General features: G+C 75.0%; 10 protein-coding genes. 5 read left to right on the forward strand and 5 right to left on the reverse strand.

Annotated features, from left to right (window positions below):
* Positions 1–203: 203 nt before the first annotated feature.
* The 3 genes from AB0I68_RS20775 to AB0I68_RS20785 all read right to left on the reverse strand — a co-directional run bounded on the left by AB0I68_RS20775 (position 204) and on the right by AB0I68_RS20785 (position 7,927).
* A complete protein-coding gene (locus AB0I68_RS20775) occupies positions 204–5,063 on the reverse strand; it encodes a hypothetical protein (RefSeq protein ID WP_363178800.1) in 4,860 nt (1,619 codons plus the stop codon).
* Positions 5,064–5,154: 91 nt separating this feature from the next.
* The gene (locus AB0I68_RS20780; RefSeq protein ID WP_363178801.1) at positions 5,155–6,057 is read right to left on the reverse strand and encodes a hypothetical protein; all 903 of its coding nucleotides are present in this window, start codon (positions 6,055–6,057) and stop codon (positions 5,155–5,157) included.
* A 364-nt stretch (positions 6,058–6,421) separates the two neighbouring features.
* Complete coding sequence (locus AB0I68_RS20785) at positions 6,422–7,927, reverse strand: hypothetical protein (RefSeq protein WP_363178802.1); 1,506 nt, start codon at positions 7,925–7,927, stop codon at positions 6,422–6,424.
* A 161-nt stretch (positions 7,928–8,088) separates the two neighbouring features.
* On the opposite strand from AB0I68_RS20785, the gene AB0I68_RS20790 reads away from it, so the two are divergent.
* The 4 genes from AB0I68_RS20790 (at position 8,089) to AB0I68_RS20805 (ending at position 11,624) form a co-directional block, all read left to right on the forward strand.
* Positions 8,089–8,847, forward strand: a complete 759-nt coding sequence (locus tag AB0I68_RS20790; RefSeq protein ID WP_363178936.1) for a 5-oxoprolinase subunit PxpA — start codon at positions 8,089–8,091, stop codon at positions 8,845–8,847.
* Positions 8,844–9,461, forward strand: coding sequence for an allophanate hydrolase subunit 1 (locus tag AB0I68_RS20795; protein WP_363178803.1), 618 nt, complete (start codon positions 8,844–8,846; stop codon positions 9,459–9,461). The genes AB0I68_RS20790 and AB0I68_RS20795 overlap by 4 nt, the downstream gene beginning before the upstream one ends.
* Positions 9,458–10,327, forward strand: a complete 870-nt coding sequence (locus AB0I68_RS20800; protein WP_363178804.1) for a biotin-dependent carboxyltransferase family protein — start codon at positions 9,458–9,460, stop codon at positions 10,325–10,327. The genes AB0I68_RS20795 and AB0I68_RS20800 overlap by 4 nt, the downstream gene beginning before the upstream one ends.
* Positions 10,328–11,147: 820 nt before the next feature.
* Positions 11,148–11,624: a DUF2867 domain-containing protein gene (locus tag AB0I68_RS20805; protein ID WP_363178805.1), complete on the forward strand. Its 477-nt coding sequence runs from the start codon at positions 11,148–11,150 to the stop codon at positions 11,622–11,624.
* Between the two features lie 756 nt (positions 11,625–12,380).
* On the opposite strand, the gene AB0I68_RS20810 is transcribed toward AB0I68_RS20805, so the two are convergent.
* Complete coding sequence (locus AB0I68_RS20810; RefSeq protein WP_363178806.1) at positions 12,381–13,778, reverse strand: HEAT repeat domain-containing protein; 1,398 nt, start codon at positions 13,776–13,778, stop codon at positions 12,381–12,383.
* 343 nt (positions 13,779–14,121) lie between these two features.
* Positions 14,122–14,544 (reverse strand): ankyrin repeat domain-containing protein, encoded by a 423-nt coding sequence (locus tag AB0I68_RS20815; RefSeq protein WP_363178807.1) that lies wholly within the window; start codon positions 14,542–14,544, stop codon positions 14,122–14,124.
* 331 nt (positions 14,545–14,875) lie between these two features.
* On the opposite strand from AB0I68_RS20815, the gene AB0I68_RS20820 reads away from it, so the two are divergent.
* Positions 14,876–15,070: a hypothetical protein gene (locus AB0I68_RS20820; protein ID WP_030162614.1), complete on the forward strand. Its 195-nt coding sequence runs from the start codon at positions 14,876–14,878 to the stop codon at positions 15,068–15,070.
* Positions 15,071–15,134: the final 64 nt, after the last annotated feature.

Raw genomic sequence — 15,134 nt, forward strand, 5'->3', positions numbered from 1 at the left:
AAGGCGGAGGAGGGAGCCAATGCGGTGGGGGCACCTCCCAGCGGTAGCTGGGGGATATTGGCGACCGACGACAACGCGGCAAGGCGCGGTGCCAGACGACCCGGGCCCGGCCCTGATCCGCCGGACACCCCCTAGGGGGGTGTCCGGGGACCGGCGGGCCGGGTCTCGTACCGGCGGCCCGCCGGGGACTCCCGGGGCTGCGGTCAGGAACCGACCGTGGAGCGGCGGAACATGCGGGTCGCCGTGATCTCGCCGTGGATGGTCTCCTGCTCCGGGGACTGCTGGGGCAGGCCCGGGCGCAGGTGCTCCTCGACGCTGATGTACTTCAGGCCCGCCCGCAGGTCCGCGTCGTTGCGCAGCCGGATGACCAGCGGGAACTCGGCGAGGGCCGTGGTGTCGAACAGGCCGGTCGTGTAGAGCAGCTGGACGCCGAGCGCATCGGAGACGGCCCGCTGGAGTTCCAGCAGGTACGTGGCGTTCGCGCGCCCGATCGGGTTGTCGAGGAACAGCGTGCCCGCGTGGCGGTGCTTGTCGCGGCCGCGATCGTTGCTGCGCAGCGCCGCCATCGTGCAGTACAGCGCGATCGCGGCGGTCAGCAGCTGGCCGCCGGAGAAGACGTCGCCCATCTGGCCCACCGGCACGCGCTCGGCGCGCAGCACCGCGTCCGGCTTGAGGATCTCCACCGAGATGCCCTTGGGCTCCAGGGCCGCCTGGACTCCGCGCAGCAGCAGGGACATGCCGTCGCGGCGGCCCTCGCCGAAGGAGGCGCTGCTGTTCTTCTTCACGGCCGCGCGGGTCGCCTCATCGATGACCTCGCCGAGGCGCTCCGTGAGGGTGGCCTGGTCCGGCTCCTCGAAGCGGATACGCAGGAACTCCTGGCCCGACCACTCCCCCAGGCCCTCGGGGAGCTGGGAGAGCCGCTGGGCGGAGCGCAGGGTGGCCAGGGCGGACTCCACCAGTCCGCGCAGCCGGTCGACGATGCTGCCGCGGTTGCGCTCCAGCTGGGTCAGCTCGTCGGTGAGGACGCGCAGCCGGGGTGCGAAGGCCGCCGCCCAGGCCGCGGCGTGCTCGGGCAGGGCGGAGGCGGGCAGTTCGCGGATCTGCTGGCGCGCGGGGGTGCGTACCTGCTCGTACCGGTTGGCGTTGGCGTGCCGGACCAGGATGTCGCTTGCCTCGCGCACGGCCGCCTCGGCGGCCGAGAGGTCGGCCGCGCAGCCGCGCAGGGAGCGGCGGGCCTCGGCGGCGGACTGCCGGGCCTCCTCCAGCGTGCCCGGGTGGGCCGCCGGCTCCTGCTCGTCGTCCTGGTGGGTGTGGTCGCGCAGCAGGTCCCGCAGCATCGCCGCGGTCTCGTCGAAGCCGCCGGCGCCGTCCTCGGCGGTGCGGTGGGCGCGCAGCAGGTCGGCGTGGGCGGCCCGGGCGGTCTCCACGGCCGCGGTGTGCGCGGCGAGCTGGGCGGTGGCGGTGCGCAGGAGGGCCTGGGCCTGTTCGACGTCGCCGGGGATCAGCTCCTCGGGCAGGTCGGTGTGCGCCTCGCCCTCAGTGGGGGCGTGCCGTTCGGCCTCGCCGCGGAGCCGGCCGAGCTGCTCGCTGGCGACCTGCGCGCGGGTCTCCAGCATCTGCACGAGGGCCTCGGCGCGCGCCGCGGCCGCCTGGCGGGAGGGCCCGTCGGCGCCGTCGGTGCCTTCGAGGAGCTGGGCGGCGCGGGTGCGGACCTTGTTGGTGAGCCGGTCGAGTTCGGCGAGGGCGGCGCTCTCGTCGCTCTCGGCGCGGGCCTGCTCGGCGCGCAGGTCGGCGCCGACGCCGACCTTCTCGTACAGCTGGGAGGCGGCCCGGTAGGCCTCGCGGAGGTCGGGCAGCGGCGCCTTGGCGGTGCCGTCGTCCTCGGGCAGGGCCTCGGGGGCGCCGGCGATCTCGGCGCGCTCGGCACGCAGCGCGCGGGCGGTGCGGCGGGCGTCGTCGGCGGCGCGCTGGGCGGCGCGGCGGTCCTCGTCGGCGGCGCGGGCCCGGTCCAGGCAGACCTCGGCGCGGGCCTCGGATTCGGCGGCCTCGTCGGCGAGTTCGCGGACCTTGGCCTGCCAGCCGGCGCGCTCGCGCAGGCGGAAGGCGAGCCCGGCGAGGGCATCGGCGGCGCGGCGGGCCCGCTGGGCGGTGTCCTGGCGCTCGTCGCGGACGCGGGCGGCGTCGGCGGCTGCCTCGTCGGCTTCGGCGCGTACGGTACGGGCCTCCCCGAGCTCGGCGTCGGCCTCCTCGGCGAAGGCACGGGCGGCCTCGGCCTGCTCCGCCAGCTCGGCGAGGCGGCCGGGCGGGCAGCCGGTGCGCCAGGAGGCGAGGCGGGCGGCGAGCTCGCGGTCCCCGGCGAGGCGGGCGGCCAGGTCGCGGATCTCGGTGTCGCGGGCGGTGGCGCGGGTGCGCAGGGCCAGGCGCTCCTCGTCGGCGGCGTGCTCGTCGTGCATGGCCGGGTTCGGCGGTACGAGGAACACCCCGGAGGCGGAGGCGTCGTCGGCCGGGGGCACGGGGGCCAGCAGGGCGGCGGCGGTACCGACGGCCACGGTGGAGCGGGGCAGCAGGGCGGCGCCGGAGAGGACCTCGCGGGCCCGGGAGTGGGTGTCGGGGTCGGTGATGACGACGCCGTCGACGAGCTCGGGGCGGGCCGCGAGGACGGCCGCGTGGTCGGCGGGGTCCACGGACTGGGCGAGGTAGCGCCAGCCGGGCAGGGCCGGGATGCCGTGTTCGCCGAGGTACTCGACGGTGGCGAGCACGTCGGGGCCGGGCGGCAGCAGGCCGCCGTCGCCGAGCGCGCCGAGGATGCGGGCGTCGTCGGCGGCGGCGGTGCGCAGCTCGAACAGCTGGCGTTCGGCCGAGGCGACTCCGTCGGTGAGCAGGTGGCGCAGGTCGTCGGCGTTCCGGTCGAGGTCGGCGACGGTGAGCCCTCCCGCGGTGGTGGGCCGGCCGGGGGCCCCGGTGGCGGATGCGCCGCCGGGCAGGCCGGTGGCCGCAGCGGGGCCCGGGACCCCGGAGCCGGCCGTCGGGGTCTGGGCGCCGGACCCGGCCGCGGGGTGGCCGGGGGGCTGCGTACGGGATCCGGCAGCCGCCGGAGACGCGCCCTCGCCCGCGTCTGTGGCCGTGGCGTAGCCGGACGGCGCAGCGGAGCCCGTGGAGGCGCCGGGCGTGCCGTTCCGCGTGCCCGTACGCGGGTGCGGGAGGAAGGTGTCGGGGACCGGCGGGAGGCCCAGCAGCTCGGCCAGGCGGGGGGAGGCGGCGAGGGAGGACGCCGCCCGGTGCTCGGCGTCGTGCGCGGCCTCGGCCGCGTCGGCGGCGTCCGCGGCGCGGGCGGCGGTGAGTTCGGCGCGGGACTCCGCGGCGGCCGCTTCGCGGGCGGCGTCGGCGGCGGTGCGGGCGGCGTCGCGGGACTCGTCCCAGGCGGCCACGGCGGTCTTCTCGGCGTCACTGGCGGCGAGGGCCGCGCGGGCCGGGTCCGCGTCGGGCGCCGAGTCGTCGAGCCAGCCGGCACGGACGGCCTCGGCGGTCTCCTGCTGGACCTCGGCGAGCCTGGCCCGCAGGTGTTCGGCCTCGCTGCGGGCCCGCTGGGCTGCCGTGGCGGCGGAGGTGGCATCGCGGTGGGCGGCCTCGCCCGTCTCCTGGAGGGCGGCGGACCGCTCCTCCTCCTCGTTGGCGACGCGCTCCCCGTCCTCGGCGGCGGTGTGCAGGGCCCGTACGAGCGCGGCGGCGGCCGTGGCGCGGGCGGCCAGTGCCGGGGCGGCGTCCCGCTCGGCCTCCAGGATCGCGGCGGCCACCCGGGTGGAGCGGTCGGACGCGGCGCGGTGGCGCAGCACGATCTCGGCGGCCTGCCACGCGGAATGCAGGGTGCGGGCTTCGAGGAGTTCGCGGCGCTGTGCGGCGGCGGCCTTGTCCGCGACGGTCAGCGCCAGCGAGGCGTGCCGGTAGGCGAGTTCGGCGGAGACGGCGGCGCTGCGGGAGCGGGCGGACTCGGCGGAGGTGACCCCGTGGGCGGCGCCGGTGACCCGCTGGGCGAGGTCGGCGGCGCGGCCGCGCTCCTCGGCGGCGCGGGCGGACAGCCGCCGGGCGAGGGTGCGCGTACGGCGCTCCGCGCCCGCGTGGACGTCGCGGAGCCGGGAGCGGGTCCCGGCCGCCTCGACGATCTTGGTGAGCAGGTCCACCGAGCCGGCGGTGAAGTCCCGCTCGGCCATCAGCTCGGCGCGGCGGCCGAGCTTGTTGCCGAAGCCGTGGACCAGGTCGGCGAGGCCGTCGGTGTCGCGGTTGTCGGTGACGGCGCGCAGCAGGAGGTCGGTGAAGTCGGAGTCCTTCTTGACCGCGAAGAGGCCGGCGGCCTCGCCCTCGTCGGCGTTCATCTCGCGCTGGTAGCGGAAGAGTTCGGGGTCGAGGCCGAGTTCGGTGAGGTGCTCGTTCCAGCGGTCGTGGATCTCCTCGAAGTACACCTCGAGGTGCGGGTACGCCTTGCCGGCCTCGGTGAGGGCGTCGCGGAAGCCCTTCATCGTGCGGCGCCGGCCCTGGGCGCCGGAGGCGCCTTCGACGGACGGGCGGACGGCGGTGGCCTCGGCGACGGGGAGGTTGTCCAGGCTCAGGCCCGGGCCGGGGCGGAAGGAGTACCAGGCCTCGGCGAACTTGCGCGGGTCGTTGGAGACCTGGCGGCCGCGCCATTCGCTGACCTTGCCGACGACCACGCACTCGCCGGTCTGGGTGTGCTGCCATTCCAGGGCCACGTGGCCGCAGTCGTCGGCGAGCAGGAACTTGCGCAGCACGCCGGAGCTGGCGCCGCCGAGGGTGTTGCGGTGGCCGGGCAGCATCACCGAGAAGATCAGCTTGAGCAGGACGGACTTGCCGCCGCCGTTCTCCAGGAAGAGCACGCCGGCGGGCGCGGGGCGGCGCGGCGGGCCGGTGGGCTCGTCCTCGAAGAACTCCGCCTGGGCGGGCGCCGGGTGGGGCACCGGCTCGCCGACTCCGCGCAGGTCGAGCACGGTGTCGGCGTAGCGCGCACCGGCGGGCCCGATGGAGTAGAGGCGGATCCTGGACAGCTCGTACATGGCGGCGGACTCTCGTGATGTCTCGTGGGTCGTACGTGGATCGTGCGTGGGTCGTACGTGGCTCGTACGGAGGCAGGTCGGGCGGCGGAACTCAGGCGTGGAAGGGCAGGCCGGCGTCGGCGGCGAGCTCCAGGTCGTCGCCCTCGGGCGGCGGGAGGAGGCTGGCGGAGCCGTCGCTGACGGGGACCACGCCGAGTTCCAGGAGCTCGGCCATGGCCGCGCTGCCCGCCATGTCGCGGACCTGGAGCTGGTAGCGGGGGGTGGTGCGGTAGGTGCCGCCGGCGTCGTCGCCGGTGCGCTGGAGGAACCCGGAGTCGGTGAGGAAGGCGGCGGCCTTGCCGACGATGCCGGTGGTCGAGCCGGCGAGGCGGCGGGCGTCCTTGGTGGCGCCGGTCGCACTGCGGCGGGCGTAGACGCGCCAGGCGGCTTCGAGGCCGGGGGCGTCGGTGGCCGGGTCGGTGTTCTCGCCGAGTTCCTCGGCGCGCTCCTCCAGGCGGCGGCAGGTCTGCCGGACGAACGCGTCGACGCCGTTGACGGTGACGCGGCCGATGTAGCCGTCGTCGGCGAGGTCCTCGGGGCGGGGGAAGGCGAGCGCGGCGACGGCGAGGTGGGCGAGGCCGTGCAGGAACCGGTCGGCGGAGTCGGCGGTGGTGCGGCGGGCGTAGTCGCCCATGCGGACGGCGAACACGGAGTCCTCGCCGGCGGCGACGGCCATGCCGGCGCGCGGGGACACCTCCAGGACGACGAGACCGAGGCCGGTGGCGACGGCGTCGGCGAGGCGGCCGAAGGCCGGGTCCTCGCGGTAGCGGCGCAGCAGCTCGGCGTACTCCGCGTCACGGGCGGGGAGCAGCTTGGGCTGCAGCCCGAAGGCGACGAGCCGGGCCGCGTCCGCGGCGTCGGCGGGGGTGACGGTCCCTCCGGGGGCGGGCGCGACGGGAGCCGACGGCGCGTCGGGCTCGCTCCACGCGGGGTACTCGGCGTGGTGGTCGCTCACGGGTGGATCTCCTCGACGGTGCGGTGTTCGTGATGTGCGGCGGCCGGCAGGCCTTGCGGCATGGCCGCTCCGGCCGCAGGCGGACAGGCCGGTCCACCGGCGCGACCGGCACGACCGGGCAGCGTGGCCACGGGCGGGACGGCCCGTCCACCAGCGCGAACGGGCGGGACAGCGCTCCGGCGACGGACCGCGGAGGCCGACACGACAGCGGCCCGGACGACCCGTCCACCGGCACGACCGGGCAGCGTGGCCGCAGGCCGGACGGCCGGTCCACCGGCGCGAACGGGCGGCGTGTCAGCCGTGGCGTGGCCGAGCCCCGTGACAGCGGCCGGCGGGCCCGGACGACGGCCCGGCCGGACGGTGGTCATGCCGCCTCCGTGCGGTCCGCCGTCATCGCGGCGGCGTCCAGGAGGGCCGTGCCGACGATCAGGTCCGCGCCGCCGAACTCGGGGTCGTCGAGCTCCGTGCCGTCGTCCACCGCGAAGAGCAGCCGCTCCTCGCCCTGGCGGTACGCCGTGCCGACCGCCGGGCTCGCCGCGTGGACGGCCAGCAGGGCCACCAGGTACGGCAGGTCCGGGTCACTGCGCCGGGCCTGCGCGAGCAGGCCCGAAAGACGGCGCGGGGCGTCGTGCGGCAGGTCCAGGAGCTCCATCGCGGCGGCGAGCTGCTCCTCGCTGAAGCGGCTGTCGTCCGGGGTCGCGATGAGATCCGGCTCCGGCATCTCCGCTCCGAGGTGCTCGCGCTCCACCGGCGGCGTCAGCAGTATCTCGACGAGGTCGGCGACGCGCACGGAGACGGGCGTGCGCAGGCCCGTGCCCGCCGCGAAGAAGGCGTCGGTGACCCGGCCGGCCTGCGCGACCGGCAGCGGCAGGATCGGGGCCACGAGCTGCCCGTACAGGTCGATCCCGGAGTGCGGCGCCGGGGCCGCGAAGGCCTGGCGGTCCTGCTCGGCGCGGAACAGCGGGCCCGCGTCCAGCAGCCTCGACTGGAGCTGGGTGTGGCGGCGGATGCAGTCCTTGACGATGTCGACGAGCTCGGCGGCGCGCCGCTTGTTCTCCGGCTCTTCCGCCTCGTCGCGCGCCCGGCGGATGTTCGTCAGGATCGCGTTCTCGTGCCGGTAGCGGTCGGCGACGTGGTCGAGGGCCTCCTCGATCATGTCGGGCACGGACTGGAGCCAGTCCACCGCCCGGACGTTGCGCCGGGTCGCGTCCAGCGTGCGGCGCAGGGTCTCGGCGTACTGCACCGTGCGGTACCGGGCCTGCTCGGCGGCGAGCTGGGCGTCCGCCAGCCGGCCGCGGCTGATCAGGACCTCCAGTTTCACCTCGGCGGCGATCTGGGCGCTGGTGACGTCCGTGTCGAGGGCGCCGACCAGAACGTTGACGGCCTCGTCCGTCGTACGGAGGTAGACCGCGCCGCCGTAGCCGGGGACCTCTTCGATCAGCTTGAAGTCGTAGTCCCTGCGGACGTACACCCCGTCGGGCCCGAACGTGCCGTAGATCGCACGGAAGCCCCGGTCGACGCTGCCGACGTTGATCAGGTTCTCGAGCACCCAGCGGGCCACCCGCTCGTGCTCGGACGCCGGGCGGTGCGGTGCCTGCGCGGCGACGCGCGGCAGCAGCCGGGCCACTATCTGCTCGTGGTCGGCGCCGGTGTCGAAGTCCATGTTGAGCGTGACGAGGTCGATCGCGGCGAGCGCGACCTCCGCCATCGCGTAGATCCCGTACTCGCCGACGAGATTGGCCTTGCGTACGTCGAGGTCGTGCAGCGGGGCGGTGCAGGCGAGCGCGCGCAGCCGCCGGGCCAGGCCCTCGTCGGCGGCCGGGCCCGGCGCCGGGGACGGAAGGGTCTTCGCCGGGGCAGGGAGAGTCACGGACAAAGACTAGGCGCTGACCCTGACAACATCCCAAACGGCATGGTTCGGCCGGATCGGTCCCGGGCGTCGCCGAACGCGTCACCGCGGTGCGGGCACTGTTCTACGCTCACCGCATGGCTTCCATGATCACACCTCTGATCACTCCTCCGAACACACCTCTGATCGACCTCAACGCCGATCTCGGTGAGGGCTTCGGACGCTGGACGCTGACCGACGACGAGGCCCTGCTGTCCGTCATCACCAGCGCCAACGTGGCGTGCGGTTTCCACGCCGGGGACCCGTCCATCATGCGCCGGGTCTGCGAGCTGGCCGCGGAGCGGGGCGTACGGATCGGCGCGCAGGTCTCGTACCGCGATCTGGCGGGCTTCGGGCGGCGCTCCATGGACGTGCCCGCGGGCGAGCTGGCCGACGAGGTGGCGTACCAGATCGGGGCGCTGGAGGTCTTCGCACGGGCGGCCGGCTCCCGGGTGTCGTACGTGAAACCGCACGGCGCGCTGTACAACCGTACGGTCCACGACGCCGACCAGGCGGGCGCGGTCGTCGCCGGGGTCCGGACGGCGGTCGGGGCCGACGACCTGCCGGTGCTCGGCCTGCCGGGCTCGCTGCTGCTGGCCGCCGCCGAGGCGGCGGGGCTCACGGCCGTACCGGAGGCGTTCGCCGACCGGGCGTACACGCCGGCCGGGACGCTGGTGCCGCGCAGTGAGCCGGGGGCGGTGCTGCACGACCCGGATGCCGTGGTCGCCCGCGCGGTCGGGATGGCCGCCGAGGGCGCCGTGACGGCCGCCGACGGCTCCCGGGTGGTGGTGGCGGCGCGCTCGCTGTGCCTGCACGGGGACACCCCGGGGGCGGCGCAGCTCGCCCTGCGGGTCCGCGAGGCGCTGGGCGCGGCGGGCGTCCGGGTGGAGGCCTTCGCGTGAGGCCGCTGGCGGTCGGAGGTGAGGCGCTGCTGATCGAGCTGGACTCGGCGGCAGAGGTGGCCGCGCTCCACGCGGAGCTGCTGCGGCGGCGGGACGCGGGCGAGCTGGGCGGCGTACGGGACGTCGTGCCGGCGGCGCGGACCGTGCTGCTGGACGGCGTGCGCGAGCCGGGCGCGCTGGCGGAGCGGATCGCGCGCTGGGAGGTGCCGCCGCTCGCGGAGACCGAGGGGCCGCTGGTCACCGTCCCGGTGCGGTACGACGGGCCGGACCTGGCGGAGGTGGCCCGGCTGTGGGGGGTCGCGGAGCGGGAGGTGGCGGGCATCGTCGGGGGGACGGTCTTCCGGGTGGCCTTCTGCGGGTTCGCGCCCGGCTTCGGCTACCTGACCGGGCTGCCGGAGCAGTTCCACCTGCCGAGGCGGGACACGCCCCGTACGGCCGTCCCGGCGGGCTCGCTGGCACTGGCGGGCGAGTACGCGGGGGTGTACCCGCGCTCCTCCCCCGGCGGCTGGCAGCTGATCGGGACCACGGACGCGGTGCTCTGGGATCCGGAGCGGGAACCGGCGGCGCTGTTCGCGCCGGGGGTGCGGGTGCGGTTCGAGGAGGTGGCGGTGTGAGGGGCGCTGCGCTGGAGGTGGTGCGGCCCGGGGCGCTGACCACGGTCCAGGACCTGGGGCGGCCCGGGTACGCGCACCTGGGGGTGCCCCGGTCGGGCGCACTGGACGCGGGGGCGCACGGGCTGGCCAACCGGCTGCTGGGCAACCCGCCGGAGGCTGCTGCGCTGGAGACCACCCTGGACGGGGTCGGCCTGCGGGCGCTGGCCCCCGTGACCGTGGCGGTCACGGGCGCGCCTTGTGCGGTACGGGTGTCCGGCCGGGCGGTGGCCTGGGGGGCTCCGGTCCGGCTTCGGGCGGGGGCGGAGCTGGAGGTGGGCCGGGCGGAGTCGGGGGTGCGCAGCTACGTCGCGGTGCGGGGAGGGTTCGCCGTACCGCCGGTGCTGGGCAGTCGCTCGACGGACCTGCTGTCGGGGCTGGGGCCGGGCGTGCCGGCCGCCGGGACGGTGCTGCCGGTGGGTGCGGCCGGGCCGGATCCGGTCTGCGGGGCGGACGCGCTGCGGGTGCCGGGGGCGCCGACCGAGCTGGTGCTGCCGTTGCGGCTGGGGCCGCGGGCGGACTGGTTCGAGCCGGCTTCGATCGCGGCCCTGTGGCGTGCGGAGTTCCGGGTCTCGCCGGCGTCGAACCGCATCGGACTCCGCACCGAGGCCGGGGCACGGCTGATGCGCAGCCGCGGCGGTGAACTCCCGAGCGAGGGCATGGTGCTGGGTGCCGTGCAGGTCCCCCCGGACGGCCTGCCGGTGGTGTTCCTGGCCGACCATCCGGTGACGGGCGGATACCCGGTCGTCGGGGTGGTCCCCGCGGGCCCACCCCTGGACGCGGCAGCCCAGGCAAGACCGGGAGTGCCGGTGAGGTTCGTGCGGCGGTAGGGGGATGGGGCGGGGGCTTCGGGGGGCAGGTGGAGGGCGGGGGCGGGGCCTGCGGACTCGGGGTCGGGAGGGCCGGCCGGGACGCCGGGGGGCCGGTCCGTGAACGCGGCGTCGGAGGGGCCGGGGGACGCCGGGGGCGGGCCGTCGACTCGGGGTCGGGTGAGCGGGTCGGGACGCCGGGTGCGCTGGCTGCTCGGGGGTCGGGACGGCTGGTCGGGACTTCGGGGCGGGGTTTCGGTCGGCCGGGGTCGGTGGAGTGTCCGGGGGCGTCCCGTCAGTCCACTGTCCTTCCGTTGCGGTCCGGGCCGTCAAGGGCGCTCCTTCGTCGCGTCGCTTCGCGATGTCGCTGCGCTCCACCCTTGACTGCCCGGCCCACCCCGGAAAGACGAAGACTGTCGGGAAGCCCCCGAAGGATGGCCGGGAGGTTCACGTTCCGATGAGCGCCCATCAGAGATGCCGAGCAGAGGCCCCTGTCATCCGCACCCAACTCACCAGGACCACCGACCCGGACGGCGATGGGGGCACGGGGAGGCCAGGCCCCTCAAGGGCCCATAGCAAGCCCTTTCCGCGTCCGGGCGGGGTCAACCTGCACCAGACAGCGGCGAGATGACCATGCCGGTAGACGTGGGCCCGTGCACGCGTCAGATCGCTACGCGCTCCTCCCGGCCTGGCGTCGGACGACCGTCCGGGGCTGGAGCCGCCACAGTTCGCGGTGTGACCCTCATGGATCGGCGACTGACCGTCGTGTGAGCTAATGACCCAACAGCGAGCAGGGGGTTGCGAGATGGGCAATGCAGTTCGTAGACGTGTGGCACCGGTGATGGAAGCCGCACGTGCGAGTCTCGGGTCCTACGACCACGTCGACGCGGTGGCAGCCGACGTACCGGCCGGCACCAGTGCCGTCGAGTTCGCCCGGTCGGTTCTGACGGGAAGCCCCCGATGGGTGGACCGACTGATGTCGCTGCGCGACAAGGCGGTGGCCCCCCTTGGCCTGCAGGTGCAGGAGCGGGGACGGCCGCAGGACACCCGGATCGAACCAGGCGTGAAGAAGGGACCTTTCCGCGTCCTGGAGGTCACAGAGGACGAGGTCCTCTGCGGTGACAACGACAAACACCTCGACTTCCGCGCCTCGTTCGCCGTGCGCTCGAAGGCGGACGGATCGGGCAGCGAGGGCGTCATCACGACGGTCGTCCGTTTCAACCGCCGCTACGGCCGTCTGTACTTCAAAGCCATCGAGCCCTTCCACCACCTCATCGTGGCCAGCCTCCTCTCCCACGCCGGCCGCCCCACCGGATGACGGCCTGATCGTCGCCAGGTGACACCAGCCGCCTCCCCGTCGTGGGCGGCTCACGTCCAACCCATGGCTGGCCCATTGCCGCGTGGTCACCTCAGCTGCGTAGTGGTCGTAGGCGGCGCCTGTGCCCAGCCCCGGGCGGTCGTCTGACGCTGAGAAATGAGGAGCGCGTAGCGATCTGACGCGTGCACGGGCCCACGTCTACCGGCATGGTCATCTCGCCGCTGTCTGGTGCAGGTTGACCCCGCTCGGACCCGGAACCTCTGACGTATGGGCCCTTGAGGGAGTCTTCCCCTCCCCGCGCCCCCGTCACCGGCCGGGCTCGGTGGTCCGGGTGGGCCGGCTCCGGACGACAGGGAGCCGCCGGTCGGCATCTCTGATGGGCCCGTCTCTGGATCCGAACCTCCCGGCCATCCTTCGGGGGCTTCCCGACAGTCTTCGTCTTTCCGGGGCGGGCCGGGCAGTCAAGGGTGGAGCGCAGCGACATCGCGAAGCGACGCGACGACGAGGAACGAGGAGGAGCGCCCTTGACGGCCCGGACCGCACCGGAAGGACCGTGGACTGACGGGACGCCCCCGGACACTCCACCGACCCCGGCCGACCGAAACCCCGCCCCGAAGTCCCGACCAGCCGTCCCGACCCCCGAGCAGCCAGCGCCCCCGGCGTCCCGACCAGCTCACCCGACCCCGAGCAGCCAGCGCCCCCGGCGTCCCGACCGGACCTCCGGTCCGCCTCGGCGCCCTCGGCGCCCGTCCCGCCCTACACCGCCGACTCCGGTGCGATCCTGCTGCGTACCGCCGACTGGACGTCTTCTTCCTCCGCCGGGTCCGACGCCAGTCTGCGGAGCCTCGGCGCGACGCGGGCGTCCGCCGTTTCCGCGTGGTGGGCCGCCACCTCGCGGGTGGTCTCCTCGCAATCCCAGAGGCATTCCACCGCGAAGCCCGCCGCGAAGGACGGGTCCGTGCTGGCCAGCGCGCGCGCCGCGCGCCCGCGCAGGTGGGACGAGGCCGTCTCGCGGTAGATGTGGCGCAGCACCGGTGCCGCGCAGCCGATGGAGAGCCGGCCGGCCCCGTCGACCAGGGCGAACAGCCGCTGGGCGTCCGGGCCGGAGCCGCGGACCGTGGAGCGGAGGGCGCCCAGGACGAGGGCGGTGTCCTCGGCTCCGCCTCGGGCGGCCAGGAGGGCGGCTGCGGCCTCGCCCAGCGCGTCGGGGCGGTGCACCCACTGCCGGGCCCGGTCGACGGCCGCGGGGCCGCACATGCGCTCGTACGCGGCCACGGCGGGCTCGTCCCCGGCGGCTTCGATGAGGTCCAGTACGGCCGGGTTCTCCGGTTCGGCGAGGACCAGGTGGTGCAGGGCGGTGGCCCGGGCGGCTTCGCCGGCGGCGCCGGCGGCGGCGGCGAGGATCGCGGAGCGGTCCTCGGGTGCGGCCACGGCGGCGAGACAGCGTGCGGCGGGTACGTGCAGCGGGGTTCCGCGGCGCAGCCCGTCGGCGGCCCAGTCGAAGACGGCCTGGACTCCCCAGCCGGGCCGGGGCCCGTTCGGGGTGAGCTGGCGCTGCCAGCGGTCGAAGGAGCCCTGCTGGCGGGCTGCGCGCAGGCGGTCGCCGTATGCGGGTGACTCTTCCCACAGGCACCAGGGGCGGGGCTCGTACGCGTCGCGGACGGCGGCGGCCAGCTGCGCCTCGCCCTCGGCCGTGGCCGGGAATCTCGCGAGGATGGGCGTGGCGAGGCCGCGCAGCCCCTCGTCGTCGTCGCGCAGGGCTAGCTCGTCGAGGGCCCAGGCCCAGTTGGCGCCGGAGGCGGCGTAGCGGCGCAGCAGCATGAGCGCGTCGTCGCGGCCGTACGAGGCCAGGTGGCCCAGGACGGACAGGACGAGGCCGGTCCGGTGGTCCGTGTCGTCGACGAGGTCGTCGGCGCTGAAGAGGTGGCTCTCGATCTCGCCGAGCGGGCCGTCGAGATCCAGGTACAGGCGCGCGTAGTACAGCGAGCGGTTCTCGACCTGCCAGTCCTGGCGCGGATCGCTGACCACGCACTGGTCCAGGGCCGCGAGGGCCTCCGCACGGGGCGCCGCGAGGGCGTGCAGCGTGCCGTCGCCGCGGCCCCGCTGGAGGAGCCCGAGCAGGGTGCCGCTTGGCGCTATGACTGGTTCGAACATGGAAATGGCCTCAAATCAAGCTGGGGACGCAACCGGGAATCGAGATTCACAGGGCCGCGTAACAGCATGTGAGGACGTCCGCCGTCATGTTCCGCTCGATGTAGACCATTGCCTTCTCACTCTCGTCGGTGCTTCGCGACCAGGGCGGTCGGTTTGCGCGGGGGGTGGGCCCGGACACCCGTCGTGTCCTGCCCGCTCCTGCCCGTCCGCCGTGTTCGCGAATCGAATCCGACGCCATGATGACCCAGCCGGTTTGTGCGCCGCGACCACATTTACGGCCGCCGTGACCAACCCGTGAGGTAACGGACCGGTCAGACCGTGCCAGGTCACGGGCAAAAACGGACTACTCGGCTCCGAAGAGTTCCAGCAGGTCGGCCTTGGCGAACATGCGGGCGGTGTCCACGGCGGAGGGGGTTCCGGCCGTCGGGTCGGCGCCTCCGGCGAGCAGGGCGCGGATGACGGCCTCCTCGCCCTTGAAGACGGCGCCGGCGAGCGGGGTCTGGCCGCGGTCGTTGGCGCGGTCGGCCTCGGCGCCGCGGGCCAGCAGGGCCGTGACGGTGACGGCGTGGCCGTGGTAGGCGGCCAGCATGACGAGGGTGTCGCCGCGGTCGTTGGTGAGGTTGGCCGGGACCCCGGCGTCGAGGTACGCGGTGAGCGTCTCGGTCTCACCCTGGCGGGCGAGGTCGAAGATCTTGGTGGCCAGCTCGATGACGTCCTCGTCGGGAGCGCCCTGGGAGCCGCCCTTGGTGGGCTCGTGCTCGCTCATCGGTCGTACCGCCTTTCACTCGCTGTCGGCATGAGGTTCCCCGGCCGGCGGGCAGGGGGGCGTACGGCGCTGCAGCCGTACGGGTGAATCGCCAGAGTAGCGCCCGGACCTGCACATACGGCGGCCAGGCCGAGGCAAGGATCCCCGTTGGCGCGGGTTGGCACCGGGTTGGTCCGGTTGGCCCCGCTTCGCACCGGACCCGCCAGCCAGGCTGCGCCGAGCAAGTGAAAAAACCCTGGATTCACCCGTATGCACCTTTTATCGCATTGATACTTCCTGTGAGCCTGGAACAACTGATGGTGACCGTCCCCACCCACCAGGAGAACCTCTCATGATCCTGTCCATCTCAGGCGTCGTCCTGCTCGGCATCATCGCCTTCCTCTTCTTCAAGAAGGACGGGATGAAGCTGTCCCACGCGTTCGTCTGCGCGCTGTTCGGCTTCTTCCTCGCCGGCTCCGCCATCGCCCCGAGCATCACGGCGAGCACGGCGAGCCTCGCGAGCCTGCTCGGCGGGATCAAGCTCTAGGGGGTGTCCGGCGGATCAGGGCCGGACACCCCCTAGCGCCGCCCCGACCGCACCGTCCCGCACC

It is taken from the genome of Streptomyces sp. NPDC050448 (assembly GCF_040655295.1).
Taxonomy (GTDB): Bacteria; Actinomycetota; Actinomycetes; order Streptomycetales; family Streptomycetaceae; genus Streptomyces.